This is a genomic window from Proteiniclasticum sp. (assembly GCF_032054185.1).
In the GTDB taxonomy this organism is placed as follows: domain Bacteria; phylum Bacillota; class Clostridia; order Clostridiales; family Clostridiaceae; genus Proteiniclasticum.
This window is the reverse complement of sequence record NZ_DAMBTF010000027.1, coordinates 1-25,194: the sequence shown is the minus strand read 5'-3', so window position 1 is coordinate 25,194 and position 25,194 is coordinate 1. Positions and strand designations below refer to the sequence as shown.

At 39.2% G+C, this 25,194-nt stretch carries 24 protein-coding genes, 3 tRNA genes and 1 other annotated feature; of the genes, 19 read left to right on the top strand and 8 right to left on the bottom strand.

The window, feature by feature from the left end; all coding sequences use genetic code 11:
• Window positions 1-95 precede the first annotated feature (95 nt).
• Entirely contained in the window at window positions 96-503 is a 408-nt protein-coding gene (locus RTX25_RS12510; protein ID WP_312654185.1) for a secondary thiamine-phosphate synthase enzyme YjbQ, read from the bottom strand.
• A gap of 194 nt (window positions 504-697) precedes the next feature.
• Here RTX25_RS12510 and RTX25_RS12505 point away from each other — a divergent pair, with 194 nt between their 5' ends.
• The 6 genes from RTX25_RS12505 to RTX25_RS12480 all read left to right on the top strand — a co-directional run bounded on the left by RTX25_RS12505 (window position 698) and on the right by RTX25_RS12480 (window position 7,401).
• Entirely contained in the window at window positions 698-1,219 is a 522-nt protein-coding gene (locus RTX25_RS12505) for an HD domain-containing protein (protein ID WP_312654183.1), read from the top strand.
• A gap of 30 nt (window positions 1,220-1,249) precedes the next feature.
• A complete protein-coding gene (locus RTX25_RS12500; protein WP_312654181.1) occupies window positions 1,250-3,985 on the top strand; it encodes a UPF0182 family protein in 2,736 nt (911 codons plus the stop codon).
• Between the two features lie 13 nt (window positions 3,986-3,998).
• Entirely contained in the window at window positions 3,999-5,384 is a 1,386-nt protein-coding gene (locus tag RTX25_RS12495; protein ID WP_312654180.1) for an FAD-dependent oxidoreductase, read from the top strand.
• Window positions 5,385-5,394: 10 nt separating this feature from the next.
• Window positions 5,395-5,622 carry a DUF1667 domain-containing protein gene (locus RTX25_RS12490; protein WP_312654178.1) on the top strand — a complete coding sequence of 76 codons (228 nt, stop codon included), beginning with the start codon at window positions 5,395-5,397 and terminating at the stop codon, window positions 5,620-5,622.
• A 32-nt stretch (window positions 5,623-5,654) separates the two neighbouring features.
• Window positions 5,655-5,851, top strand: a binding site (T-box leader).
• A gap of 55 nt (window positions 5,852-5,906) precedes the next feature.
• On the top strand, window positions 5,907-7,184 hold the full coding sequence (gene serS, locus RTX25_RS12485; protein WP_312654176.1) for a serine--tRNA ligase: 1,278 nt from the start codon (window positions 5,907-5,909) through the stop codon (window positions 7,182-7,184).
• Window positions 7,185-7,310: 126 nt separating this feature from the next.
• A tRNA-Ser gene (locus tag RTX25_RS12480) sits at window positions 7,311-7,401 on the top strand.
• A gap of 92 nt (window positions 7,402-7,493) precedes the next feature.
• Here the strand turns inward: RTX25_RS12480 and adhE are convergent.
• Complete coding sequence (gene adhE / locus RTX25_RS12475) at window positions 7,494-10,115, bottom strand: bifunctional acetaldehyde-CoA/alcohol dehydrogenase (RefSeq protein WP_312654196.1); 2,622 nt, start codon at window positions 10,113-10,115, stop codon at window positions 7,494-7,496.
• A 517-nt stretch (window positions 10,116-10,632) separates the two neighbouring features.
• Here adhE and thiM (RTX25_RS12470) point away from each other — a divergent pair.
• From thiM (RTX25_RS12470) to RTX25_RS12445, 6 genes are all read left to right on the top strand, one after another.
• Complete coding sequence (thiM, locus tag RTX25_RS12470) at window positions 10,633-11,472, top strand: hydroxyethylthiazole kinase (RefSeq protein WP_312654174.1); 840 nt, start codon at window positions 10,633-10,635, stop codon at window positions 11,470-11,472.
• Between the two features lie 9 nt (window positions 11,473-11,481).
• Window positions 11,482-12,303, top strand: a complete 822-nt coding sequence (gene thiM, locus RTX25_RS12465) for a hydroxyethylthiazole kinase (protein ID WP_312654172.1) — start codon at window positions 11,482-11,484, stop codon at window positions 12,301-12,303.
• A gap of 185 nt (window positions 12,304-12,488) precedes the next feature.
• Complete coding sequence (locus tag RTX25_RS12460) at window positions 12,489-14,012, top strand: FAD-dependent oxidoreductase (RefSeq protein WP_312654170.1); 1,524 nt, start codon at window positions 12,489-12,491, stop codon at window positions 14,010-14,012.
• A 219-nt stretch (window positions 14,013-14,231) separates the two neighbouring features.
• Window positions 14,232-14,307: transfer RNA gene (locus RTX25_RS12455), tRNA-Thr, on the top strand.
• Window positions 14,308-14,418: 111 nt separating this feature from the next.
• Window positions 14,419-15,363: a tyrosine-type recombinase/integrase gene (locus tag RTX25_RS12450; protein ID WP_312654168.1), complete on the top strand. Its 945-nt coding sequence runs from the start codon at window positions 14,419-14,421 to the stop codon at window positions 15,361-15,363.
• 23 nt (window positions 15,364-15,386) lie between these two features.
• Window positions 15,387-15,581 (top strand): hypothetical protein, encoded by a 195-nt coding sequence (locus tag RTX25_RS12445; RefSeq protein WP_312654166.1) that lies wholly within the window; start codon window positions 15,387-15,389, stop codon window positions 15,579-15,581.
• A 60-nt stretch (window positions 15,582-15,641) separates the two neighbouring features.
• On the opposite strand, the gene RTX25_RS12440 is transcribed toward RTX25_RS12445, so the two are convergent.
• The 5 genes from RTX25_RS12440 to RTX25_RS12420 all read right to left on the bottom strand — a co-directional run bounded on the left by RTX25_RS12440 (window position 15,642) and on the right by RTX25_RS12420 (window position 19,334).
• Entirely contained in the window at window positions 15,642-16,376 is a 735-nt protein-coding gene (locus RTX25_RS12440) for a hypothetical protein (protein WP_312654165.1), read from the bottom strand.
• A 205-nt stretch (window positions 16,377-16,581) separates the two neighbouring features.
• Window positions 16,582-17,208 (bottom strand): tyrosine-type recombinase/integrase, encoded by a 627-nt coding sequence (locus tag RTX25_RS12435; RefSeq protein ID WP_312654163.1) that lies wholly within the window; start codon window positions 17,206-17,208, stop codon window positions 16,582-16,584.
• Window positions 17,209-17,462: 254 nt separating this feature from the next.
• Entirely contained in the window at window positions 17,463-18,458 is a 996-nt protein-coding gene (locus RTX25_RS12430; protein ID WP_312654162.1) for a hypothetical protein, read from the bottom strand.
• Between the two features lie 305 nt (window positions 18,459-18,763).
• Entirely contained in the window at window positions 18,764-18,964 is a 201-nt protein-coding gene (locus tag RTX25_RS12425; protein ID WP_312654160.1) for a helix-turn-helix transcriptional regulator, read from the bottom strand.
• Between the two features lie 172 nt (window positions 18,965-19,136).
• On the bottom strand, window positions 19,137-19,334 hold the full coding sequence (locus tag RTX25_RS12420) for a helix-turn-helix transcriptional regulator (RefSeq protein WP_312654158.1): 198 nt from the start codon (window positions 19,332-19,334) through the stop codon (window positions 19,137-19,139).
• A gap of 459 nt (window positions 19,335-19,793) precedes the next feature.
• On the opposite strand from RTX25_RS12420, the gene RTX25_RS12415 reads away from it, so the two are divergent.
• From RTX25_RS12415 to RTX25_RS12400, 4 genes are all read left to right on the top strand, one after another.
• Window positions 19,794-20,861, top strand: a complete 1,068-nt coding sequence (locus tag RTX25_RS12415) for a DNA cytosine methyltransferase (RefSeq protein ID WP_312654156.1) — start codon at window positions 19,794-19,796, stop codon at window positions 20,859-20,861.
• Window positions 20,858-21,922, top strand: coding sequence for an HpaII family restriction endonuclease (locus RTX25_RS12410; RefSeq protein WP_312654154.1), 1,065 nt, complete (start codon window positions 20,858-20,860; stop codon window positions 21,920-21,922). The genes RTX25_RS12415 and RTX25_RS12410 overlap by 4 nt, the downstream gene beginning before the upstream one ends.
• Window positions 21,923-22,075: 153 nt before the next feature.
• The gene (locus RTX25_RS12405; RefSeq protein WP_312654152.1) at window positions 22,076-22,285 is read left to right on the top strand and encodes a helix-turn-helix transcriptional regulator; all 210 of its coding nucleotides are present in this window, start codon (window positions 22,076-22,078) and stop codon (window positions 22,283-22,285) included.
• Between the two features lie 151 nt (window positions 22,286-22,436).
• Window positions 22,437-22,512, top strand: a tRNA-Thr gene (locus tag RTX25_RS12400).
• A gap of 112 nt (window positions 22,513-22,624) precedes the next feature.
• Here the strand turns inward: RTX25_RS12400 and RTX25_RS12395 are convergent.
• The gene (locus RTX25_RS12395; protein WP_312654150.1) at window positions 22,625-22,900 is read right to left on the bottom strand and encodes a hypothetical protein; all 276 of its coding nucleotides are present in this window, start codon (window positions 22,898-22,900) and stop codon (window positions 22,625-22,627) included.
• Between the two features lie 390 nt (window positions 22,901-23,290).
• Between RTX25_RS12395 and RTX25_RS12390 the strand changes: the two genes are divergently transcribed.
• The 3 genes from RTX25_RS12390 to RTX25_RS12380 form a co-directional block, all read left to right on the top strand.
• Window positions 23,291-23,848 (top strand): sigma-70 family RNA polymerase sigma factor, encoded by a 558-nt coding sequence (locus RTX25_RS12390; protein ID WP_312654148.1) that lies wholly within the window; start codon window positions 23,291-23,293, stop codon window positions 23,846-23,848.
• Between the two features lies 1 nt (window position 23,849).
• The gene (locus tag RTX25_RS12385) at window positions 23,850-24,734 is read left to right on the top strand and encodes a hypothetical protein (protein ID WP_312654147.1); all 885 of its coding nucleotides are present in this window, start codon (window positions 23,850-23,852) and stop codon (window positions 24,732-24,734) included.
• A gap of 269 nt (window positions 24,735-25,003) precedes the next feature.
• The coding region (locus RTX25_RS12380) for a hypothetical protein (RefSeq protein ID WP_312654146.1) at window positions 25,004-25,194 on the top strand (191 nt) is incomplete at its 3' end.

The window sequence follows — 25,194 nt, the reverse complement described above, 5'->3', positions numbered from 1 at the left end:
AAAATCCGAATGTTGCCAGATGGCGATATTCGGATTTTTCCGTTTTATGAAAAAACCGGGGAAAATCCCCGGCTGTTCAGCAGTTACTATATTTTCTATTCGCCCATGACATGAACGGTAATTTTTCTTGTTCTTGGTCCGTCGAATTCACAGAAAAATATGCCCTGCCAGATACCCATTTCGATCATTCCACCGCTTACGATGAGGCTCTGGCTGCTTCCGATATTGATGGACTTAAGATGCGCCTGGGAGTTGCCTTCCATATGCTTGAATTTCGGATCGTCAGGAAAAGCCTTGTCCAGTGCATAGAGCATATCTGTTATGACATCCGGATCCGCATTTTCGTTGATGCATACTGCACCTGTAGTATGAGGAGAGTAGACTGTAAGGATGCCTTCACTGATCTTCGACTCCTCCAGTGTTTTTCTTACCTCGTCGGTGATCTCATAAAAATCCTGTCTTTTGGTTGTCTTGAATTCCAGCTGTTTTTTGTAAATCTTCATCCTGTCCTCCCTGACTCTTTTTCTTCATTATACATGAATATTTTTCTTTCTTCTTCCACTTTCTTTAACATATCCATTAATATTCTCTAAACGTCCGCAAATTATGCAATGTTTTAGATTATAATTGTATTATGATTCTAAGTATGATCAGCGAGAGTGTTCATGATCGGAACATTCATCCGATAGAGGTAAATATGGTGAAACGCATCCGGCAGTTTATTCAGAATATCCGTTACAGTTATCAGAAGATCGATGAAGATTTTCTGATTCTGTATTTAAATGAAAAGGAACTGAGTCTGTTCAGGAGGCTCAAAAAATCCGAACAGATCCACAGTATACTCATTGCGAAGGATATTCGCGAGGAACTGGGCGAAGACAGGGAAAAAGGCATGATCAGAGCTGCACTTTTTCATGATATCGGAAAGATCACACGTCCGATGAATCTATTCGAGAAAAGCATGGCTGTGATACTGAAAAAACTCTTAGGCAGAAGAATCACTATACTTCTACGCTTTCCCTTTATTCAGTCATATCTCTATCATGGAGAAAGAGGCGGAGAAATTCTGAAAGCAGAAAGAATCTTTGATGAAACGCCCATATTCTACAGACTGGTCAGTTCTCATCATCATAGAAGAGAGCTGATCGGGAATCAGAAAGATCGTGATGAACTCATCAGATATTACGATCTGCTTAAGAAATATGATGACCGTTATTAGGAAAAAGAATAACCTTTTGGAGGCAAATTCATGAAAATCGATATCAAACCGAACTTCAAATTCAAGTTCAGAAATAGACTGAAAGGCAAAAAGAATCTTTACGTGATTATTGGTGCAGTTCTGATCGGGCTGATCATTCTGTTCAATTCGACCAGTTTTATTGCCAATCTGCAGTGGTTCGGTGAAGTGGGCTATACAAGAACCTATCTCACAAGAGCGCTTGCTGTTGCGGGTCTAACCCTGCCGATTTTTCTCATCTTCTATCTGGTGTCCATTTTCTATTACAGGAGTATCTCCAAAAAGTATGACCTGGTGAGCTATCCTCAGAAAACTGATGGGGAGATTAAAAGGCGAAACAGATATGTGTATGTCGCTTCGGGAATTTTCTTCCTTGTGGTCGCCTATGGACTGGCCAAGGATTACTGGTATGTCATTCTCCAGTATTTCAACAGTGTGGATTTTGGACAGGTGGATCCGATCTTCAGCAAGGATATCTCCTTCTATGTATTCAGACTGCCCCTGTATCAGTTTCTGATTTCCCTCTCTCTTTCAGTTGTCGTTCTGCTTATTCTTCTGACAGTGCTCATCTATCTAATCATTGCAGCGAAGAGTTCGTTTAACAGACTGAACTTCAGAAATGCCAGAGGAATTCTTCACGTGATCAAGAACGGATTTATCCAGTTTGCCGGAAAAGCTCTGGCCATGCTGATTTCTCTATTTCTCCTGCTCATGGCACTGAAATATTATCTGGATTCCTTCCTTGTCATGTTCAATGAATCAGGCGTCGTTTTTGGCCCGGGATATACAGACATCAAAATCAATGTACCTTTCCTGAGGGTTATCGCAGTATTAGCTGCTGTCTCGGCTGCTGTTGTGGCTTTTGGAATCGTGAAGAAAAAAGTCAATCTGATTGCCTATCCTGTTCTTGGAATCCTGGCACTAAGTGTTCTTCGAATCGCTGCAGTTTTTGCTGTGGAGGCGCTGGTTGTCAATCCCAATCAGCTGGAGAGAGAGCGTCCATATATCGAGAACAACATCAATATGACCCGGCAGGCTTTCGGAATCAATAATGTGGACATCAGACTTTTTGAAGCGGATAAAGATATCTCTCCTGGAGAAATCACGGGCAACAGGGAAGTTGTGGACAGCATAAAGGTCAATTCCTACCGACATACCCTTGATTTTATCAGACAGGCACAGGTCATAAGAGGATATTATGATTTCAATGATGTGGACGTGGACCGATATATGATCAGTGGTGAGAAGAAACAGGTATTCCTGTCTGCGAGAGAGATCGACAGCAGTCTCATCTCTCCATCCACCTGGCAGAACACTCACCTTTTCTATACCCATGGATATGGTGTAGTCATGTCTGATTCAAGTACTGTGACCGCCCAGGGACAGCCTGATTTCCTCATGAAGGATATCCCTACAAATAACATCACGGATATTCCTCTGGATAATCCCAGAATCTATTTCGGGGAGCTGGTTTCCGATTATGTCATCGTAGGCACACAGACGGATGAGTTCGATTACCCCCGTGGCGGAGAAAATGAAAGCTACAGGTATACAGGAGAGGCCGGAATAAAGATGAATCTCCTGAACAGACTCCTCTATGCCATTGAAGAAAAGGAACCGAAGATTCTCATTTCTTCGCAGATTACAAGTGATTCAAAGATCATAAGAAAGAGAAATATATTAAACAGGGTCATCACCATAGCACCGTTTCTGAGTTATGATTCAGATCCGTACCTCGTTGTTTCGGACAGCAAGGTTTACTGGATGATCGATGCCTATACCCATACAGACAGATATCCCAATGCCAAGACCTTCAATGGGCTCAATTATGTGAGAAACTCGGTCAAGGTGACCGTGGATGCATATACCGGAGCAGTCGATTTCTATCTGGCTGATCCGGATGATCCAATAGCCGTCAGCTACAACAGGATTTTCGGGGAACTCTTCAAAGATCTTTCGGAAATGCCTGAAGGATTAAGAGAACATATCAAGTATCCGGAAGATCTTTTTGAAATGCAGACCACTGTTCTTGAGCAGTATCATGTGACAAATCCCGCAATCTTCTATAACGGTGAAGATGTATGGCAGAAATCAAGAGTCACCGGATCAAACAATGAAGAAAGCACTTCACAGGAGCCTTACTCCCTGTTCACCTCTTTCGAAGACGAACAGGATCTGGAGCTTGTATTTACCGAGTACTATACAATCAAGGGCAAGGAAAATATGGTTGCCATCGTCAATGTGAGGATGGAAGGGGAGCACTACGGGCAGCTGGTGGAATATAAATTCCCACCGCAGAAAACCGTATCGAGCCCATACCTTTTCACAAACAAACTCAATCAGGATCCGGAAATCTCCAAGGAGCTTTCACTTCTTGATAATGCCGGTTCTCAGGTGGAGTTTGGAGATATGGTCATTACCCCTATAGAAGACAGTCTTTTATATGTGGTGCCGATCTATCTTGTAGCTGAAGGTGAGAATTCCATTCCGGAAATCAAGCGTTTTGTCATCTCAAATGATGATAAAATCGTCATTTCGGATACCTTCACAAATACACTCAACATGCTGTTCAATTTTGAAGCGGAAACGCCGGGCGAGCCGGGAGGGGTCATCGATGAGACGCTGGCAAAAGAGGCGAATAACCTCTTCAACGATGCCATAGAAGCGCAGAGGGCCGGAAACTGGGCTGAATACGGAAGACTGATGGAAGAGCTCAAGAATGTTCTTGACTCCATGATCGGTCAGTAGGAGGAGAAGAACAATGGATTATGATGTAATCATACTGGGTGGAGGACTTGTAGGCTGTTCCATGGCTTATGAACTCTGCAAATACAACCTGAATATCGGAATCATCGAAAAGAACTTCGATGTAGCCGAGGATGTGGCACTGTTCAACTCTTCTCTTATTCTTGACGGCAAGGATATTAAAGACGACAGAGTATTTGAACTCATCAGAAGAAGCAATATGAAACTGGATGAACTATCGGAGGAGCTGGATGTTTTCTATGAAAAGGTTCCGTCCTTCACCGTCTATCCTTCAAGAGAGAAAGCTGAGGAGATTTATAAAAGAGCAAAAGACAGAGGGATTGAAGGCATCTCTCTACTGTCCACCAAAGAAGCGAATAAAATGAACCATAATATCAAGCCGTCAGAAGGGTATGCCATCTATTCTATGAATACAGGTGTCATATCACCTTACGACTACGCAACAGCCATGGCTGAAATCGCCTATGACAACGGTGTAAGCTTCAGACTCGAGGAAGAGGTTACGGACATTCAGGATCTTCCACGAGGCGGAATAAAGGTCACCACAAACAAAAACCGTTATACCGCAAGAGTTGTGGTCAGAACCACTTTCGGAGATAAATACACCATCAAAAAAGATCTGGATACCGTAGGACCTGATAATATTGTGGAAAATATGCTCATCGAGAAGGACTTCCTGAATGAAGTCAAACATATCATCAAGGAATACAAGGACAACGGAGAGGTGATCACACTTCTTCCCACTTCAACGAACAAGCTTCTTGCAAGCCTTCAGACCACCTCATCCAAGGAGTTTTCCCAGATGAAAAAGGAAGTGGAAAGCGTCATCGGACCCTTCCCTCCAGAAAGGGTGGACATCATCAATGAAAACCGGTACTGGACTGAGCCCATCATGATCGATTCAGAGTATCAGGAGGATGGCTATATCCACATCCAGTCGAAGAACTACGCTGTGGACAATGTACTATCCGCCCTGACCAGCGATGCAGTGGAGCTGGTACTCCAGCACTTCAAAGCGACCTCAAACAACGACTTTGAAGGCAAGAGAAGAAAGTACTACCGCTTCAGGGAAATGAACGATGAAGAGCGCAATGAGATCATAAAGATCGATCCGAAGTATGGAAAGATGATCTGCCTCTGCTCCAATGTGACTGAAGGGGAAATCGTGGATTCCATAAGAAGACCTATGGGTGCAAGAACCGTTGAAGGTGTAAGAAGAAGAACGGGCACGATATTCGGAAGATGCCAGGGATCCTACTGCCTCACAAAGGTGATCGGAATCCTCGCAAGAGAGCTGCACAAAAGCCCGCTGGATATCATGAACGACAAAAAGGATTCTCAGGTCATATTCGCCAGAATCAAGGAATTCGATTCCATGTAAGGAGTAAGTCATGAAAACGGAGTATTATACGAGTGTAATCAGAATCAAGGGTTCAAAGACCCATAATATGGTACCGGTGAAAAGCGACCGTCCGGTGGACAGAAGCTATTTCATTGACATTTCGAAGGTTCTCTCCAGAATCTATGTAGGTGTCCCTCTTGCCAAAGGGGACATCATCTGCAGCAATATCCTGAATATCGGTGTAAACATCATCGTGACCAAAACAGTGGAGAGTTGACCTTTTAAGGACTTAAGGCTATAATTAACTGAAATAAACCGATGAAGAGAATAGTACCTTTTTAGATACTTAAAGAGAGCAGGTGGTATGGTGTGAATCTGCAGTGGATAAATTGGGAATCCGCCTCTGAGGGACTGTTAATCGCAGTACGGAGAAGACCGTTATCTTGTTAAGGATGGACCCCGGTCCGTCGAATTAGGGTGGCACCACGAGTCATATCGTCCCTTTACGGATGATATGGCTCTTTTTTTATATTCTATTTTAGTATACGAGGAGTGATAATCATGTTGGATATCAAAAGAATCAGAGAAAACGTGGAAGAAATCAAAGCGCTGATGAGCGACAGAGGAGAAAGCATCGATCTTTCCGACTTTGACAAAGTAGTGGCTCTTGATGAGGAAAGAAGAGTGACACTGGTCGAAGTTGAGACGGCAAAAGCAAGAAAGAATCAGGTATCGGCAGAGATTCCAAAGAAGAAGAAAGCCGGAGAAGATGTTATGGACATCATGGCTGAGATGAAGACTTTAGGAGACAGCATAAGAGAGCTGGACATTAAAGTCAGAGAGCTAGATGAACAGATCGAATTCATCATGATGAGACTCCCCAACATCCCTCACAAGGATGTTCCATCAGGAAGCACCGATGAGGATAATGTGGAAGTGAGAAAATGGGGTGAGCCAAAGAAGTTCGAGTTTGACCCTAAAGCCCACTGGGACATCGGTACAGACCTGGATATCCTGGACTTTGAACGTGCAGGTAAGGTTACCGGCTCAAGATTCACTTTCCTTAAAGGATACGGCTCAAGACTGGAAAGGGCAATCATCAACTATTTCCTGGATACCCATACTGATCACGGATATACAGAGGTCATGCCTCCATTCATGGTGAACCGTATGTCCATGACAGGTACAGGGCAGCTGCCTAAATTTGAAGAAGATGCATTCAAACTTACAGAGGATGACTACTTCCTGATTCCGACAGCAGAAGTTCCTGTAACCAATATGTACCGAAATGAGACCTTCACAGGGGAAGAGCTTCCAGTGAAGCATGTTGCCTATTCTGCATGTTTCAGAGCTGAAGCAGGCTCGGCGGGAAGAGATACAAGAGGGCTCATCAGGCAGCATCAGTTCAACAAGGTTGAGCTTGTGAAGTTCACAAAGCCGGAAGATTCCTATGCGGAGCTTGATAAGCTGGTTCTCGATGCTGAAAGAGTGCTTCAGGGACTTGGTCTTCCATATCGCGTTGTGAGAATCTGCAAAGGTGATCTAGGATTTACTGCAGCACTGAAATTTGATATCGAAGTCTGGATGCCAAGCTACAACAGATACGTCGAGATTTCAAGCTGCTCAAACTTCGAGGATTTCCAGTCAAGAAGAATCAACATCAAGTACAAGGAAACACCAAAAGATAAGCCGAAATTCATCCATACCCTTAACGGTTCGGGTGTTGCGATCGGAAGAACGATGGCTGCGATTCTGGAAAATTTCCAGAATGAGGATGGAACTGTAACTATCCCTGAAGCGCTGAGACCCTACCTTAAAGGTGAAGAATTCATCAGATAAAGGGGAAAATCAGAGAGGAACCTGATAGGAGCTGTGTTTTATTTGACACAGCTCCTGATTTTTATCCTAAAAGCCGTTGACATGCTTTTTCAATGTTGATATAATACATATTGTCGCTATACTCATGGAGAGATGGTCGAGCTGGTTTAAGGCACCGGTCTTGAAAACCGGCGTACCTTTACGGGTACCGAGGGTTCGAATCCCTCTCTCTCCGCCATAAGTATAGCGGATTTTTTTATTGAAGAAGATTAAGTTACAGCAGTTAAAAATCCTGGCGGATATTTCCGCCAGGATTTTGTGGGTTCTGATTTATTTTCCGTAATATGCGCTGAGATACATCTCTTTGATTTCACTGATGAGCGGATATCTTGGATTTGCTCCGGTACACTGATCGTCAAAAGCCTGGTAGGACATCTCATCTAAGCTCGCCAGAAATTTAGATTCCGGAATATCGAGTTCCTGAATGGAGGATGGAATATCCAGTTTTTTCCTCAGCTCGCCAAGAGCTGTGATCAGAAGTTCGATTTTTTCTTCATCCGTGCTACCGCCAAGACCCAGATAGTCTGCAATCCTTGCATATCTGTATGTGATGTTCGGATACTTGTACTGAGGGAAAGCGGCCATCTTTATCGGACTTTCTTCTGCGTTGAATCGCACCACCTCATCGATGAGCAGCGCATTGGCAAGACCGTGAGAGACATGATGGAAGGCACCGAGCTTATGAGCCATGGAGTGACATACCCCCAGGAAGGCGTTGGCGAAAGCCATGCCAGCCATAGTTGAAGCATGAGCCATTTTTTCCCTCGCTTTTTCATTGCGCTCTCCCTCTGAATAGCATAGTGGGAGATATTTGAAAATCAGACGGATGGATTCAAGTGCCAGTCCGTTGGTATACTCAGAAGCAAGAACGGATACATAGGCTTCCATAGCGTGGACAAGTGCATCAAATCCTGATGCTGCAGTCAGTCCTTTTGGAATCTTCATCATGAGTTCCGTATCGATGATTGCCATATGTGGAGTCAGTTCGTAATCAGCCAGCGGATATTTGACGCCTGTTTTCTCGTCGGTTATGACCGCGAATGGAGTCACTTCCGAACCTGTTCCTGAGGTGGTAGGGACTGCGATGAAGGTCGCCTTTTCGCCCAGTTTCGGGAAAGGATAGATTCTCTTTCTGATATCCATAAAACGCATGGCCAGATCTTCGAAGCGGACTTCAGGATGCTCATAGAGTGTCCACATGATTTTTGCAGCATCCATGGGTGACCCTCCACCAAGAGCGATGATCACATCGGGCTTGTAGCTCAGCATCTCCTCTGCACCTTTTTTCGCGGTGGAAAGGGTAGGATCTGGTTCAACATCCATAAATATTTTGAAGTCGATGTCCTGTTCTTCCAGAATTCTGATCATATTTCCACAGTAACCGAGATTGTAGAGTACCCGGTCAGTCACGATATAGGCTTTCTTCTTCTTCATCTCGGTAAGCTCTTTCAGTGCAACTTCGAGTGCACCGTATTTGAAGTAGATTTTCTGGGGAACTCTGAACCAAAGCATATTCTCTCTCCTCTCTGCCACTGTTTTAATGTTCAGCAGGTGTTTTACACCGACATTTTCACTGACGGAGTTTCCGCCCCAGCTTCCGCAGCCGAGTGTAAGAGAAGGTGCAAGCCTGAAGTTGTAGATGTCACCTATGGCGCCTTGGGAAGAAGGCATGTTGATGATGGTTCTTCCGGTTTTCATGCGGCTGCCGAAGAGCTGCATCCTTTCCTTGGAGCGGATCTGATCGGTGTAAAGTACAGAAGTGTGTCCGAACCCGCCAAGCTTGACCAGTGCGTCCGCTTTATCCAGTGCGTCGTTGAAATCTGATGCTTTATACATGGCCAGTACCGGAGACAGCTTTTCATGGGCGAATGGTTCATCATCGGAAATCTCTTCCACTTCGCCGATGATCACCTTGCTGTTCTTTGGGATTTCAAGTCCTGCAAGAGCAGCAATGCGACAAGCGCTCTGTCCGACGATCTCAGCATTCAGTGTTCCGTTCTTCATGATGACCTTTCTGACCGCATCTGTTTCCTCAGCGGAAAGCAGATACGCACCACGCTCTGACAGTTCCTTTTTCACTTCCTCATAAACTTTATCAAGGACGATGATGGACTGCTCTGATGCGCAGATGACACCGTTATCGAAGGTTTTAGAAAGCAGTACCGAACTCACAGCCATCTTGATGTGAGCAGTCTCGTCGATGATGGCCGGTGTGTTTCCTGCGCCAACGCCTATTGCAGGTTTACCTGATGAGTAGGCTGCCCTCACCATACCGGGACCGCCTGTTGCAAGAATAATATCAGCAGAAGCCATGACCTTCTGGGTCATTTCCAGAGAAGGTTTATCGATCCACCTGATGATTCCTTCAGGAGCACCCGCTTTAACAGCGGCTTCCAGTATGATCTTTGCTGTGGCGATGGTAGAGTTCTTTGCTCTAGGATGGGGGGAAAAGATGATCGCATTTCTTGTTTTTAGTGCTAGGAGCGCTTTGAATATGGTTGTGGAGGTAGGATTTGTGGTAGGTATAACTGCGGCCACAATACCGATAGGTTCAGCAATCTTCATGAGGCCATTGGAATCGTCTCTTTCGATGACGCCGCAGGTTTTATCGTTCCGATACTGATTGTAGATATATTCCGAGGCAAAATGATTCTTGATCACTTTATCTTCAATAATGCCCATGCCTGTTTCCTCGACAGCGAGCTTGGCTAATGTGATTCTATGATTATTGGCGGCAAGTGCAGCCTGTCTGAAAATCTCATCTACCTGGTCCTGAGTATACTGACTGAAGATCTCCTGCTGCTTGCGAAGTTCCGATAATGACTGTTCCAGTTCTTCTACGGTAGTAATCGGGTTCATATTCAACACGTCCTTTGTTAATTTATTGACAATCAAATCATAACATCTCAAAATTACATAGTCAATATAGTTTCGTAAAATATTGTGATTTAATTATCAATAATATAAGCAATGCTCAGTTAAACGGTTACATAATTGAATAAATGATAAAATGAAAGAAGAATCGGATAAGTACGAAAATGAAAATGATTGATCATATTGGTTTTGAGAGAGGAAATATTGGTATAAAACTCTGATTCTTGTTAAATATATAACAAAATAAGAAGGATTAACATATTCATGATTTTCCGTTGGGTTCCTAGTGAAATCGACAATTCTGTTTTCATTAGCTGCAGAACCATCCCCTGAGATTACAAAGGAAAAAATCACGTCTCTGATTCCAGATTTGATGAAATAAACAAAATATAGACAGAAACCGGTGAAGAATCCTTTAAAACAGTGTTATATTTTGATGACGTTCTTGAATTCTCACGTTTTTGATGCGTATAATCTGATATTGTATCGAGATGAAGATACTGACAATAAGTTATCTCAGGAGGGTTAAAGGAAAATGAATCATATAGACAAAATAATTTCGTTAATGGATAAAGCAAAGAAAGAAAATCCGCTGGTCGATTTTCTCATCAACTATGTTACAGCAAATGAGCTGACCAGTATCACTTCTTATTTCGGAGGTACACCTGTCATGACAGATGACCCTATCGATGCAGCTGAGGTTGTTGAGTTTGCGAAAGTGGATGCACTGGTATTCAATATCGGAACAGTAACCAACAAACAGGTAAATGCCATGATCGAAGCTGGGAAGAAGGCAACAGAACTGGGTGTTCCGATCATTCTTGATCCTGTGGCGGCAGGCGCAACTCCTTTCAGATCACAGTCCATCAGAAGAATGCTTGAGGAGCTCAAGATTTCCGTCATAAAGGGAAACCTTGCAGAGATCAAGGCATGCCTTGGTGTTCAGACCACATCCAAGGGAGTAGACTCCAATGAGGATGAATCGGAAGCTGAGAAGTATGTAGTGGCTCTTGCAAAGAAGTATGGATGTGTTGTTGCCATGACTGGTATAGAAGATGTCATCAGTGACGGAGAAAGAGTAGCAAGAATAAAGAACGGTTCACCGAACCTGCCTAAGGTTATCGGAACAGGATGCACCATCGGAGCACTTGTAGGGACCTTCAGCGGTGTTACGGATGATTACTTCTACAGTGCCATGACAGGAGTCATCATTATGGGGATAGCAGGTGAAATTGCAGATACCATGAGAAATGAGGGAGAAGGCTACTATACCTACAAGCATCACCTTCTTGATACTCTGTCCATCCTGACCAATGAACAGGTTAGAGAAAGAGCAGATATCATAGATGTAACCTATGATGAGATGGCAGTTTAGGAGGAAGTAATGAATTTAAAGGATCAGATGAAGAAGCTCTATGATCAAAAATTTGAAGAGAAGTATCCATTGGTCTGTTTTCTGACCAATTATGTCACGGTGCTTGATCTTGTGGATATGTGCATCCATTCAGGAGGTTCTCCGGTTCTGACCGATGAGATCTCTGAAGCACATGAAATGGTGGAGTTTTCAGGCTCTGATGCTGTAGTTATGAATTTTGGAACAATCAACAGGGAATACCTCGATATCATGACCATGACAGGGGTTACGGCAAACCGTGCCGGTGTTCCGGTGATTCTGGATCCGGCCGCAATAACCGCATCATCCTTCAGAAAATACGCCATCACCCATCTTCTGGATGAGGTCAAAGTCTCGATTTTGAAGGGAAATCTCGGAGAAATCAAGTTTATCCTGGGCTATGAGACAAAAAACAAAGGAATCGATTCCTTTGAAGATGAAACAGGAGGAGAGAAATACTGCATTGAGCTTGCGAAGAAACTGAACACGGTTGTGGTGATGACAGGAAAAACGGACATCATAACCGATGGTGAAAGAATCGCAAGAGTTTCCAATGGAAATGCGAAACTGAAGAAAATCTGCGGAGCAGGTTCATCCGTTGCCTCGATCATGGCCACTTATTCGGGACTGACCGATGATTATTTCCTCAGTGCGACGCTGGGGGCAGCTGTCATGGGAGTGGCCTCGGAGCTTGCGGAGGAAAGGATGACCGAAAAAGACGGAATCAGAACCTTCAAAGCATATGTTCATGATGCTGTATCGATGCTGACTACAGAAGAGCTCATGAAGAGAGTGAACCTGGAAACCAGATAGACTAAAAATGACCTCATCCGATCTTGATCAGATCAGATGAGGTCATTTTTTATTCTGATTTCTTCTCTATATCTGATCAGATGGGCTAAGAATACCCGTACAGGCGCAATATTCAAGGAAAGTTCAATCCCTGTTAATTACATTTCGATAGGATAGAAGAAAATAAGATATTGAGGTGAAAGTTAATGTATGAGTCCGTTTTAAGAAAAGAAGCGCTTTCTCTCTGGCTGGATACAAAAAATATTCATAGTTTTCCGGCGGTTTCTAAGGATGAGGAATGTGATGTGCTGGTTGTCGGGGGTGGAATAACAGGAGTCACTACAGCCAATCTGCTGTCAAAGGAGAATGTGAATGTCATACTCGTGGAGGCTGATCGGTTTTTGAATCTCACAACAGGAAATACCACAGCCAAGGTCACTTTTCAGCATGACCTCATCTACAGACATATCCTCGACAAGTATGATCTGAATACCGCAAAACTATACTATCAGGCTCAGCGGGAAGGGATGTCCTTTATTGAAAAAATGGTGAAAGAACATACAATCGAGTGCGGTCTTACAAAAGCTTATGCCATGATCTACGCCCATGATGATGAGGGAGTAAGAAAGCTTAAGAGAGAACATGAAGCTTATGAGAAGATCGGAATAGAAGGAAGGATGGTCGATCTGGTTCCTTTTGGACTGCCCGGAGTTTCAGGACTTAGGGTTGAAGACCAGATGGAATTTGATCCGGTAAGATATCTGACACATCTTCTGTCTGATCTTAAAGAAACAGGTGTGAAGATGTTTGAGCATTCAAGAGCTGTAGACCTTGAAGAAGAAAATGGAATGAAGATGGTGAAGATGGAAAACGGAAACGTGATTCGGGCAAATCGTGTAGTGGTGGCTACAGGTTTTCCGTTTTATGACGGTTCCGGACAGTATTTCACAAGGCTTGCACCATACAGATCCTATCTGGTCGCTTTTCCGGTGGAGAAAACTGAAGATGCGATGCTGATTACAGCAGGTGAACCGACCTATTCTATCCGTTATGCTGAAAAAGATCACCGGAAGTATCTTCTGATCGGAGGAAGGGGGCATAAGGTCGGACAGGAAGATTCTGCTCATGATTCCTATAAGGAGCTCATGAGATTCGGCAGAAACTATTTTTCCGTTAACGAGCCAAGCCATAGATGGTCCGCTCAGGATTATGAGTCACTGGACAAAATGCCGTACATCGGGAAAATCTCATCAAAAGTTCAGGGTGTCTATGTGGCAACGGGGTTCAGAAAATGGGGGATGACAAATGGAACATTCGCTGCAATTCTTCTTACGGATACGCTCATGGGAAGAGAATCGCCCTATAAAGATATCTTCCTCCCCAGCAGAGGTGAGATCAGAGAAAACCTAGGAAAAGCAGTGAAAGAAAATCTTAATGTGGCAAAAGAGATGATTATGGGGAAAGTGGCTTCGAAGAAAACCGAGCTCAGCGAAATCGGTCTCGAAGAAGGAGGAATCGTCCGGCACCGTGGAAAACGTGTCGGAGCGTATAAGGATTCAAGCGGTAAGCTGATCATGGTGGATGCCACCTGTACGCATCTGGGGTGTGAACTGATGTATAACAATGCGGAGCATACCTATGACTGTCCTTGTCATGGATCGAGATTCCGTCATGATGGAACTGTCATCGAAGGGCCTGCCGTAAAACCGCTCAAAAGTATAGAAGAGTAAACCGATAAGAACAGATGATGATGTGAGGGGAATGATTAATTCATGCCCCTCATTTTGAGTCTGACACCTGATTCTCGTGTATATGAGAATGCCGCTTCTCTCTACTTACATAATGTCTTTTTACCTCACCTATACTTAAATACGTGTTGGGATAAAGAGTTTCTTTTCCCATCCATTGAAGTTGTTGAGGATTTGTAATAGAATAATATGGTAACGCGTGCTACTATGGCTCAGTCGGTAGAGCAGCTGATTCGTAATCAGCAGGTCGGCGGTTCGATTCCGCCTAGTAGCTCCAGTTATTTTATAAGCTAGTAATTGCAATGATTTAGCAGATTAAATCGTTGCATTTTTTTATTTGCATTTTTTAGAAATCAGCTGTTCAAGTTAAATCAAAAGAGGTGTAAAAATGAGAAAAATTACTAGGGAAAAGACATCAGAAAACATTAGCTTTGAGGAGCTGTATCGTGATTTTATTAATTCACGTATTATCAAAAATGTTCGGCCAGCAACAATAACCAGCTATAATAAAAACATAAAGAACTTTCAGAAGTGGTTATCTGATAATAGTATTAATGATGTAAGTGTAATTACTAAAGAAAGAGTGAATGAATATATGATTCATTTGCAAGAAACACAGAGTAATCAATCAACTATCAATTCATACCTAAGAGCGGTAAAAGCTGTTTTATACTATGGTATGGAAGAAGAAGAGTTAAGCCTATTTAGATTCTCTTTACCTAAAGAAGATATTGAGGTTGGTGAGACTTATTCAAATGATGAAATAAAGCTATTGATTAAGAAACCTAATTTCAAGACATGTACGGATGGAGAATACAAAATATGGGCAGTAGTTAATTATATGTTAGAAACAGGGAATAGATTATCAACAGTACTAAATATTAAGGTGAGTGATGTAAATTTCGATTATAATATAGTTAGAACAAGCCATACAAAAAATAGAGATAATCAATTTGTACCTTTGACTATAACTCTCACAAAGATATTGAAAAGGTATATTCAGGATTTTAGACTTACTAAGGAAGATTATCTATTCCCAACTGTAACAGCGAAGGCGTACACATCAAGTGGATTAGCTCACGAGATAGCAAAGTACAACAAGTCTAGAGGAGTCTCTACAACAGCCACACACGCCTTTAGAAGGACATTTGCAAGTAACTACGTTACTTCTGGAGGTGACTCTCTGAATTTGAAAAGACTATTAGGCCATAAGACATTGAAAATGACAGAGAGGTATCTAAAGACATACGATAACACACACATGAGCGATATTGAGAGCTATTCAATATTAAAGCTCCATAGCAATGAAAGATTAATTACACGTAATAAATAATATAATATTAGGAGGCAATCAAAATGAAAACTATTGAAATCTTAACTGATAATCTAAAATTCGAGGTAACTACTCATGTTGAATATGGTAACTTACATATTAAAATTGAAGACCCTTTTGAGAAATATGTATCTGAGATTATGTCACCAGAAGATATAAAGATACTGATAGAAGGATTGCAGAATGCACTTAAGGAAAATGAATTAGACGAAGAATAACATAGAAAGCTCTTACAGTATAATTCTGTAGGAGCTTTATTCATTGTATCTCAAGCATTATTATGGCTGAACAAAATTATACTCTATAACTTCATTGTCATTGTCAATAATCAAAATTTTATTAAAGTCATGTTCTATATTTAAGTTATCGAAAGCTAAAGAGTAGTCATGCTTTGTAGCTAGAAAATAATTACTGCGAAGACAGAGCCATTTTTGAGACATATAAGTACTACTAAGATTTTCCATTTTTTTAGATTTCAATTTAATGGATTTTATTAACATGTTTGTTATCTGATTATCAACTACAACAGAGTGTTTATCATCGAATGATTCCATGAATCTGATTCTAGGAATACTGGATAAGTTGTCAACCTTCTTCCATCGTATATAGTTATCACAAATTATTATAGAGCCTTCAGATTCAACTAAGTAATCTGTTAATAGTAGATTTTTCACAGCTTTATAAATGCTCAAATTGAATTTCCTATAATTAATTACTGGTAGTATTATTATTAATAAGAGATTATACTTTGGATTTAAAAATGATGAGAATCTATCATTGAGTGATTCAATTATGCTGTCAAGAGGAATGATAAACTCAATTGAATTTTTAAGTTCACCATTTACTTCAATTAAGCTTGAGATATTAGTAAGTTCCAAAGCTATCTTTTCATTGTTGATTGTTAGCAGGTAATCTGGAGGGTCATCACCTTCCTCAATTGTATAATCCTTGTAATGAGGTTTTAATATTTGCTTTTCCACCATTTCAATCATTAATAGCTCATGTTGTTTCATAATAACTCAACTCCATTCATTATTCTGTAATTTCATAATGGTAATAATCATTAACCATAGATATAGTATACCATGATGTTTTCTGCATTAATTTAAAAGGTTTGGCAGATCGCACAGCCCTTTGAATAACAAAGGTAAACTAACACTAGATGAATTTTAAAAGCCCTATAAACCTCTGAAAAGGGGCTTAAAAGGCCTTTTGTTGCTATAGATTAAGATTATTATAAAGGTCTGTAATTACTTCTTTTGTTATGCCGATATATCGTAATGTCATTGATGGAGTACTATGGTTTAATACTTTTTGGAGCGTTTGCAGAATACTAGGATTGTCTCTGACATTATTAATATAGGTATGATAAGCGAATGTCTTTCTCAGCGTATGAGTTCCATAATTGCCTTTAATGTTCAATTCTCTAATTACTGATTTAATTATCTTGTGAGTACTTTCAACGGTAAGAGGGCTGTTACCTTTTCTACTTTTAAACAGCCAGTCGTCCTTACTGTAGTTAGCGATGGAGCTTAAGTATAATTCTATGGCTTCTTTAGAGCTGTTGTTAATAGTAAAGTTTCTTTTCTTATTTGTTTTCTCTTCGTATAAAGTTACATTATCCTTTATAAGGCCTTCACTATTGATGACATCCTTTATCTTTAATGATAGTAAGTCGCCAGCACGCAGGCCAACATTAATACCTACAGTGAAAAGCATATAGTCTCTGAGATTATCTTTTCCTTTCAGATAGGTTTTAATCTTTGTGATATCCTTTGTGTTTTTTAATGGTTCAACTTCTTGAGCCTTTGTTATACCTCGTGATGTTTTGGTTGAATTTTCCATATAAACCTCCTAAGAATGAATGATAAGTATTACGATAATACTATTATAAGTTAGCATTGAAGTCAACAGTTTTACAACCAATAAGCATTAAAATAGCTGTAAACCATTGATAATCAAGGTAATACAAAGAAAATTCCAATGCCAACTTTGTATATTAGTTAGCATTGGAATGTGGGGTGTTCATCTAATATATCAGAGGTTTACTAAATAAAAAGTGAAGATGGAGTCTTCATATTGCCGTTGGTGGCTCATAATTATAATGTGAGTAATTTTTCGTCCGATTGATATGTATCACCAATACAAAATAGTGCATATACAGTTTTGAATATGTCAGAATCATTATTCTTGTAGACTATTCGTGGATTAATATAGATGAGAGTATCATCGCCTAGAGTCCCTGTCTTAAGTATATGTTCTCCATTACTGAACCTGTACTCTTTAAGCTTTTTCTTAAGTTCACTAGGATTCTTTATTCCGAGAATACTGCATAAATCATTCCAATTTAGAGGATTGATTGGGGTATTTTTAGTCTTAGGATTTCTACAAAGAACGTTGTGCCAAAAACTAATATATGGAAGTATCTGATAAATAAGTGCTAATGAGCTAATATTTGAGTTTTCATATAAATCACGAATTGAGTTATTGAACATTCGTGAATAATGCTTAACTTTCTCAGCTGATCTTCCTTTAAAAACGAAACCTGTTGATACGTAGATTTTATTGTTTTCAAATCTTAGGATTCCTAATTCTGTCAAATTCTTCTTAAATCTTTTTGTTGTCACTGGTGATGTATTTAATACTTTTGGAAGGTCTTTTTCTTGAATAGGTACACTATTGTCATAAACGAGCATTCCTTCTGTATAATTTGAAAATGATGATAAATAGATAAGTCTAGCCAAATCACTTTTTGAGAGCTTAATATTCATCTGGGTTATATGTACGTAGTTTTGAATATTATAGAATGTGAAATATTCTTTTAGTTCGTCCTTTTTGCGTTTATTATCCATGGCCTTGTTCATGGCTTCTAATTGGTTTATGTATGTTGTTCTAGAATAAGGTTCAAATTTTCCGTTGTGAAAATCTTTTACTCCACGAATTGTCCATGCTCTGCGTTCTTTAGGTTGTTGTTCTTCGTTGTGGTAATTATTTATGATTAAATCCTCCTTTTGATGGGGCAAAAAAGTACAAAATATGCCATAATATGGTGCAAAAATGTTCTGTTGATAATCGTGATATATGTTGATTATCAACAGAAATCAAAGATAATAATTGTTCTTGTCCTATTAATATATTCCCATAAGCCGAGCGGCGTTTGAGCGACCCAAGGACTCTTTGATAGTGAAAATGGATTAAGTAATTCCTTTAGTATTATATAACAGTTAATAAGATTATTAGAAATTCAGCTAATAAAAATATTTGAAAATCATTCATAAATCATACCTCCTTCAATCATTCGCGGTCGAGCGCCGAAGCTTGCGAGGCAGACCGCCGAGGTGACGCTCTGCGTCTCCGAGTAGCCCCGCACGGCAACAAGGCAATAGAGAAGAGAGAAGTTCTAAATATTAAAAAAGTAAGGATACCTATTAAAGAAAATGGTTGCTCTTTCGAGGGTTTCTGGTGAAAAATTTCGTTCTCCGTTTAATACTTGTTTCATAAAAGTATAGGATATACCAATTGAGTTAGCCAAGAATATACCTTTGACTCCCATTTCCTCCATTGATTGTTTAATAACTTGTATTACCTTTTCTTGATTCATGATTTTACCTCCATTAATTAAAAGTGTTTATATTGTTATGACTAGTAGAACTTATTTATCCTTAATATTATGTTAGTAAATAGTCTTTTTATTCACCTTCATGTGTATTAAGTAGGACAGCAAGAAGGAAGGGAAGATCTGACTCCTCCCTCAGTGAGCTGAAGCTGTGCAATTAATTGAAGAGTGAAATATAATTTTCATACCATAGTACAGCTTTTTCATAAGTTTCTTGAGAAAAGCCTCGTTCGCCTTGTATTATTTGTCTTAGGTATGTGTATGAAATACCTATTTGCTCTGCAATGAGTTCTCCTTTTATTCCATGGAAACCTATAGCGCTCTCGATGACACAGATTATTGTTTCTTGTTTCATAATTTACCTCCGCTTATTTTATTGAGCTTTCATAGTATTGTAGGTGAGAGCGCAGTTTTGCAACCCTAATATATTATGTCAATGAATTTATTTTTATATTCATTTGAAATTGAAGTTTTTTCATTAATTATGGTAATATATTATAAACACATGTTCAGTTATAATAATCTCGTTCTCATGAAATTTATAAAAGGCAGACTGAGACCGTTTATGTTAGAATAGTTATATGTTTATTTGAACACTTTGGACAGATCTGAGTTGAGCTCATTTATGTATCCTTCTCAGCTAAAGCAAGTTCATATAAATAATTGTGGTGAAAAATTACCGTATGAGAATAATTAGCTATAGATGGTATGAATCAGCTGTTTAGATGGAATTGATTCGAATGATTCTCGTAGAAAATATTGGGTTTTAAAAGTTTAAATATATTAATGAAATATTATATGAGGTGAAAGATTGTTGAGTAAAAATAAAATAAGTAAAGGCTTAGGAGCTGGAGCAAGTAACAATAATAAATCAATAGATGAAAGTGTAGTATTAAATTCAATTGATTTATTTGCTGGTATAGGAGGAATAAGACTAGGTTTCGAGCAAGCATTTGGAGATAGAATTAAGACTGTATATGCCAGTGAATGGGATGCGAATGCAGTAAAAACATATGAGATGAATTTTAAAGATGACTTTGAAATAGCTGGTGATATCACAGAAATTAATGAAAAAGAAATTCCGAGTTTTGATATTTGCCTTGCTGGGTTTCCTTGCCAAGCGTTCAGCCTAGCTGGAAGAAGACTAGGGTTTGATGATGATTACAAAGGAATGGCTAGAGGTACTCTTTTCTTTGATGTAGCAAGAATATGTGAGTATCATAAGCCTAAAGTTATATTCTGTGAGAATGTTAAAGGACTTACTTCCCATGACAAAGGCAAAACCTTTAAAATTATACTAGGAACCTTAAATGAATTAGGTTATACAGTGTTCCACAAGGTCCTTAATTCAAAGGATTTTGGGGTTCCTCAGAATAGAGAGAGAATATATATTGTAGCTTTTCGAAATGATATTGCTCCAAAAATATTCAATCTCCCAGAGAAGACAAACGATAGTGTTGTGTTAAGCGATATAATCGAAGATAAAATAGTATCTGTGAAGTACTACCTTAGTAATCAATATCTAGACACACTACGAAAACATAGGGCACGACATGAAGCTAAAGGAAACGGATTTGGATATGAAGTAAGAAACCATAATTCCATAGCAGGAGCTATTGTATGTGGTGGAATGGGAAGAGAAAGAAATCTCATAATAGATGATAGGCTAGAAGATTATACTCCAGTTACTCATATAAAAGGAGAAGTTAACCGAGAAGGTATTAGGAAAATGACCCCTCGAGAGTGGGCGAGACTTCAAGGGTTTCCAGAAGACTATAAGTTAGAACTCGCAGATGTACATCTATATAAGCAATTAGGTAATTCTGTAACAGTTCCAGTAATAAGAGCAATTGCTGAAAAAATTAGAGAGGTATTAGAATGATAACAGGGAACAAAGGTGAATGGAGTGAAATATATACTTTATTCAAATTGCTAGGTGACGGAAAGATACATGCTGCTGATAGTAATCTGAACAAACTAGACTCAGTATATTTTCCAATAATTAGAGTGCTGAGAGAAGAAGTTGCTAAGCAAATATATGAATATAAGATTGATAAAAAGATTCAAGTATACAATGAAGATGTATTATTAACAGAGATTGACCCAAGTGAATTTACTTCAGAAGCCACATACTTATTCAATCAAATTCTTACTGGGACAGGTTCTTTCTATATAAGTCGTACGGAGGCTTTTATGAACAGTATTGGTTGTTTAAAGATTGCAGCTCCTTCACAAGACAAGACAGATATTTTAATGGAGATTCACGATATCCAGACAGGGTATACTTCAATGACAGGCTTTAGTATAAAGTCAAAACTAGGTACACCCGCTACTCTTGTTAACGCTTCTAAAGCAACTAATTTTATTTTTGAATTAGTCGGTGCTTCAGATGAAATGTGTAATGATATTAACTTAATAAGTACTCGAAGCAAACTAATAGATAGATTGAATTATATCAAAACAAATAGTATAGAATTAAAGTATTTAGAGACAAATAATACTTACTTCAAAAGCAATCTAATGCTCATAGATAGCAACATGAACGAGATACTTGCATATGCAATAAAGTATTCTTATTTAAGTAATGTGAAGTCATGTTTAGAAATTGTAGAATTACTTGAGAAAGAGAATCCTTTAAAATATCCTGACTCTGGATTTTATACATATAAGTTTAAAAAGTTTTTGACTGCTATTGCTCTTGGAATGAATCCTTCTAAGAAGTGGAGCGGTAAGGATGATGCAAATGGTGGTTATATTATTGTAAAGGCAGATGGAGATGTTCTCGCTTATCATTTATACAATAGAAATCAGTTTGAAGATTACTTACTTAAGGATACTTGCTTTGAGAGAGGAAGTACTAGTAAACATGATTATGCTGATGCCTATGATATTGATGGAAAGAAAGCTATTAATTTAAACTTGCAGATTCGATTTAATAAATAAACTCTATTACATATTAATATTTGCATTTCAACAGGGTATCTCTAGTAACAGTAGGATGAGCTGGAGGAGGAACGAGTTAAGCCTGTAGTTCCTAAAGTATAAGGATATTTGAGAAGAGTCTATTCAGTAAATTATGAATATGGTGGAGGATATATGTGTGTTATTGTACAAGAAACCATAGGAGAGGAAATTAAGAAATTTAGAAAGAATAAAAGGCTGTCTCAGAAAGAATTGGGAAGTCTAATAGGGTTATCTAATACTTACATATGTGATATAGAAGTAGGGCGAACAACTCCATCTTTAAAATTGTTGCTTAAGATTTTCAATGTCTTAGAAGTATCAATAGTAGGAGTCCAAAAATAGTATAAATAAAGGATTTATTTACAATTGATTTTGTACTATACTATATAAATCAGCTGTTCTAAAAAGTATAGATTAGAGAAAATGGCAAGTTGAGAATTAAGTATACAAACTAAATACGTTGCAACAACTAGCTTCTAATATGGTAACGCGTGCTACTATGGCTCAGTCGGTAGAGCAGCTGATTCGTAATCAGCAGGTCGGCGATTCGATTCCGCTTAGTAGCTCCATTTTCTAAAGCAGTGATCTGATGATTCGGATTGCTGCTTTTATGATTTAGGTGTTTTTCTATCTAAGCCTATATGGTATGAGATTCAACAGAAGGAGATAATACGGAGACTCTTAATTCATGAAATCTGGCGATTCATCTGACCATTCTACAGGACCTTCGTTATCTTCAATGAATTTTCTCCATACTTTTCCTGTCTCCTTATCAAATATGATTAGATTTGAGTCGTTTGCAGAAATCATCTCATATCTGCTGTAACCTGCTGTTTCACTTTCCGTGATAGAAGAAGGACTGTTACTTCCTCTAAATGTAAAGAATAGTGTACCTGATAACATTGTAAATCCGATGAGAATTGTTATTATGATGGAAATATAGTACTTTTTATCCAACTTTATTCTCCTTTTCAGTATATTGTTAATTTAGATATGTTATAAATAATTATATATTATGAAACACAGTATCAAAAGAAGAAATTCTATAAAGATATTCATTTCAACCGATTTCATAATGAGGGATATCAGTAATCTTCTCAATCATAAAAATGAGATTCACACAATGACTTTGAACAGGTGGCGGATCAGTAATTTTACACATTTTGAGGGAGTCGAAGGAGAAAAACGGATTCAGCAGGATACCTGTTTTGGTCAATAAAGATTCACCAGTACCGAGTGAATACTGCTTATTCAAAAAATAAAAAATTTTAGATATGTGTCAGATTTATCTTTTCGTATGCGAATATATAGAGTAAGAGAATAGATTTAGATTGATGAGGTGGTGATGTGTTGTCAGATCAGGATTTAATGAAGCTCTTCCAGGTGAACCCTGAGAAAGCTCTCGATAGAACAATGGACTTATATGCGGGGTTAGTATATTACATCGCTTCAGAAAAATTAAAGGGATTATGCTCAAAAGAGGATATTGAGGAATGCGTCATTGATGTATTTCATGAAGTGTACAGGCAAAGAAATCGGATCGACCTGGCAAAAGGATCATTTAAAGCTTTAATCGCAGTTATTGCAAAAAGAAAAGCAATCAGCATCTATCGAAGCCAACAAAGTAAAGCTCGTCTGACATCATCGTGGGACGATGTTTCAGGCGTTCCTCTTTATGAAGATCATGATACTGAACAGATTGTAGTGGATAAAGAACATCAGTCTGAGATAATCTGTGTGATCAGATCGTTAGGTGAACCTGATAGTGAAATCTTCATACGTAGATATTATTTTGGACAAAGCACAAAATCAATCGCGGCTGATCTTGGTCTGAAAGAAAATACCGTCGATAAAAAAGTGTCCCGAGGTCACCTGAAGCTAAGAGAACTACTAGGAGGTGTCTAATGTGGATGATAAACTAAGAGATATTCTGGATGAACTAGACGAAAAACAGACATCTATTCTCCTGGAAAATGAAATGTACTACGATGTGGACAAAGCAGCGCTTAAAAGAATCAAAGCTTCTGTGCATAAGAGGGTTAGGGCTGATCAGAAGCCAAAAGTGTTCAAAAATAAAATCCTGATCAGTGCCGCTGCAGTGCTTCTGGTTTTTGCAACACTCCTTTCTTTTGGATCTGATAACATATCCGATACTTTAAAGCGGGTTTTTGATTACATACCCGGATATGGAATGAATAGTTCTCCAGGTAAAGGCAGCGCAGGTGAGATTCCGCAGCAGGTGCTTGATATGGTGGAGAATAGAAGAGTCATGAACAGCCTCACTAAGGAAAAATACACCATAGGTGAGAAAGGCTACAGAGTGAATCATATTAATTTTGATAAACTGGACATGAGTGATCCCAGCTTGGAGAAACTGATGACAGAAGAAGAGCAGTGGCTGTTTATCATTGAAAATAAGGGCAGTTCATATCTCAGTATGCTTATCGGAAAGTACCAGGGAAAATATGATGTGCTGATGTATGGAGGAGGGGCAGAAATGTTCTACCATACCCTAGCCCTCGCAGACCCTCTGAAAACTGGTAAAGCTGACCTTTTGGCTTACGGTGGAGATTACTATTTCATCAGTGAGGAAAGTCAGGTTTATCAGATTCCTGATACCAGATCTCAATATGAGCGGAATCCATCATTATTTGATCATCCGATCAGTGAAAAAATCGGTGTTGATCTTATTCTAGCAAACTATGATGACTACATGAATGCTGATGATTCAGAGAGTAAATTAGGAGCTGTTGGACTCGTGGAACAGTATCATGAAGAACAGAGTAAATAACGGGGAAAATCGGTGTAGAACATGCATCGATTTTTTTGTGGCGTAAATCTTCATATCCGTAGATCATTCTGTGCGATAAGAATTAGTACAGTCTTCATGAATTAATGTCAAAATTCGCAAACTTATTAATAATATTTAAATTATCTAAAATACTAGTCGAAATCATAGTTAAAATATTGACAGTATAGCGGATATGAAATAAGATTTTATCATACTATAGATTATTATGTGAGTTAAATACAAAAATAAATTTGTCTGGTGGTTATGTTATGAAGTTAAGTAAACGTTGGACCGGTATCATCCTTTCCGCAGTTATACTGACAGCTGCCATGTTTATTCCGCCCTCGGGAGGTCTCAGTGTAGAGTCTATTCGCGCACTGAGCATACTTCTGGTGACAATGATCCGTAAGCGGTCATTAATCGGATGGATATTTTTCGAAAGTCAAATATGGGATAATTA

What these genes read in the sequence shown, in the direction of transcription:
- RTX25_RS12510 (WP_312654185.1), bottom strand. Translation starts at nt 503, where the DNA reads ATGAAGATTTACAAAAAACAGCTGGAATTCAAGACAACCAAAAGACAG.
- RTX25_RS12505 (WP_312654183.1), top strand. Translation starts at nt 698, where the DNA reads ATGGTGAAACGCATCCGGCAGTTTATTCAGAATATCCGTTACAGTTAT.
- RTX25_RS12500 (WP_312654181.1), top strand. Translation starts at nt 1,250, where the DNA reads ATGAAAATCGATATCAAACCGAACTTCAAATTCAAGTTCAGAAATAGA.
- RTX25_RS12495 (WP_312654180.1), top strand. Translation starts at nt 3,999, where the DNA reads ATGGATTATGATGTAATCATACTGGGTGGAGGACTTGTAGGCTGTTCC.
- RTX25_RS12490 (WP_312654178.1), top strand. Translation starts at nt 5,395, where the DNA reads ATGAAAACGGAGTATTATACGAGTGTAATCAGAATCAAGGGTTCAAAG.
- serS (WP_312654176.1), top strand. Translation starts at nt 5,907, where the DNA reads ATGTTGGATATCAAAAGAATCAGAGAAAACGTGGAAGAAATCAAAGCG.
- thiM (WP_312654174.1), top strand. Translation starts at nt 10,633, where the DNA reads ATGAATCATATAGACAAAATAATTTCGTTAATGGATAAAGCAAAGAAA.
- thiM (WP_312654172.1), top strand. Translation starts at nt 11,482, where the DNA reads ATGAATTTAAAGGATCAGATGAAGAAGCTCTATGATCAAAAATTTGAA.
- RTX25_RS12460 (WP_312654170.1), top strand. Translation starts at nt 12,489, where the DNA reads ATGTATGAGTCCGTTTTAAGAAAAGAAGCGCTTTCTCTCTGGCTGGAT.
- RTX25_RS12450 (WP_312654168.1), top strand. Translation starts at nt 14,419, where the DNA reads ATGAGAAAAATTACTAGGGAAAAGACATCAGAAAACATTAGCTTTGAG.
- RTX25_RS12445 (WP_312654166.1), top strand. Translation starts at nt 15,387, where the DNA reads ATGAAAACTATTGAAATCTTAACTGATAATCTAAAATTCGAGGTAACT.
- RTX25_RS12440 (WP_312654165.1), bottom strand. Translation starts at nt 16,376, where the DNA reads ATGAAACAACATGAGCTATTAATGATTGAAATGGTGGAAAAGCAAATA.
- RTX25_RS12435 (WP_312654163.1), bottom strand. Translation starts at nt 17,208, where the DNA reads ATGGAAAATTCAACCAAAACATCACGAGGTATAACAAAGGCTCAAGAA.
- RTX25_RS12425 (WP_312654160.1), bottom strand. Translation starts at nt 18,964, where the DNA reads ATGAATCAAGAAAAGGTAATACAAGTTATTAAACAATCAATGGAGGAA.
- RTX25_RS12420 (WP_312654158.1), bottom strand. Translation starts at nt 19,334, where the DNA reads ATGAAACAAGAAACAATAATCTGTGTCATCGAGAGCGCTATAGGTTTC.
- RTX25_RS12410 (WP_312654154.1), top strand. Translation starts at nt 20,858, where the DNA reads ATGATAACAGGGAACAAAGGTGAATGGAGTGAAATATATACTTTATTC.
- RTX25_RS12405 (WP_312654152.1), top strand. Translation starts at nt 22,076, where the DNA reads ATGTGTGTTATTGTACAAGAAACCATAGGAGAGGAAATTAAGAAATTT.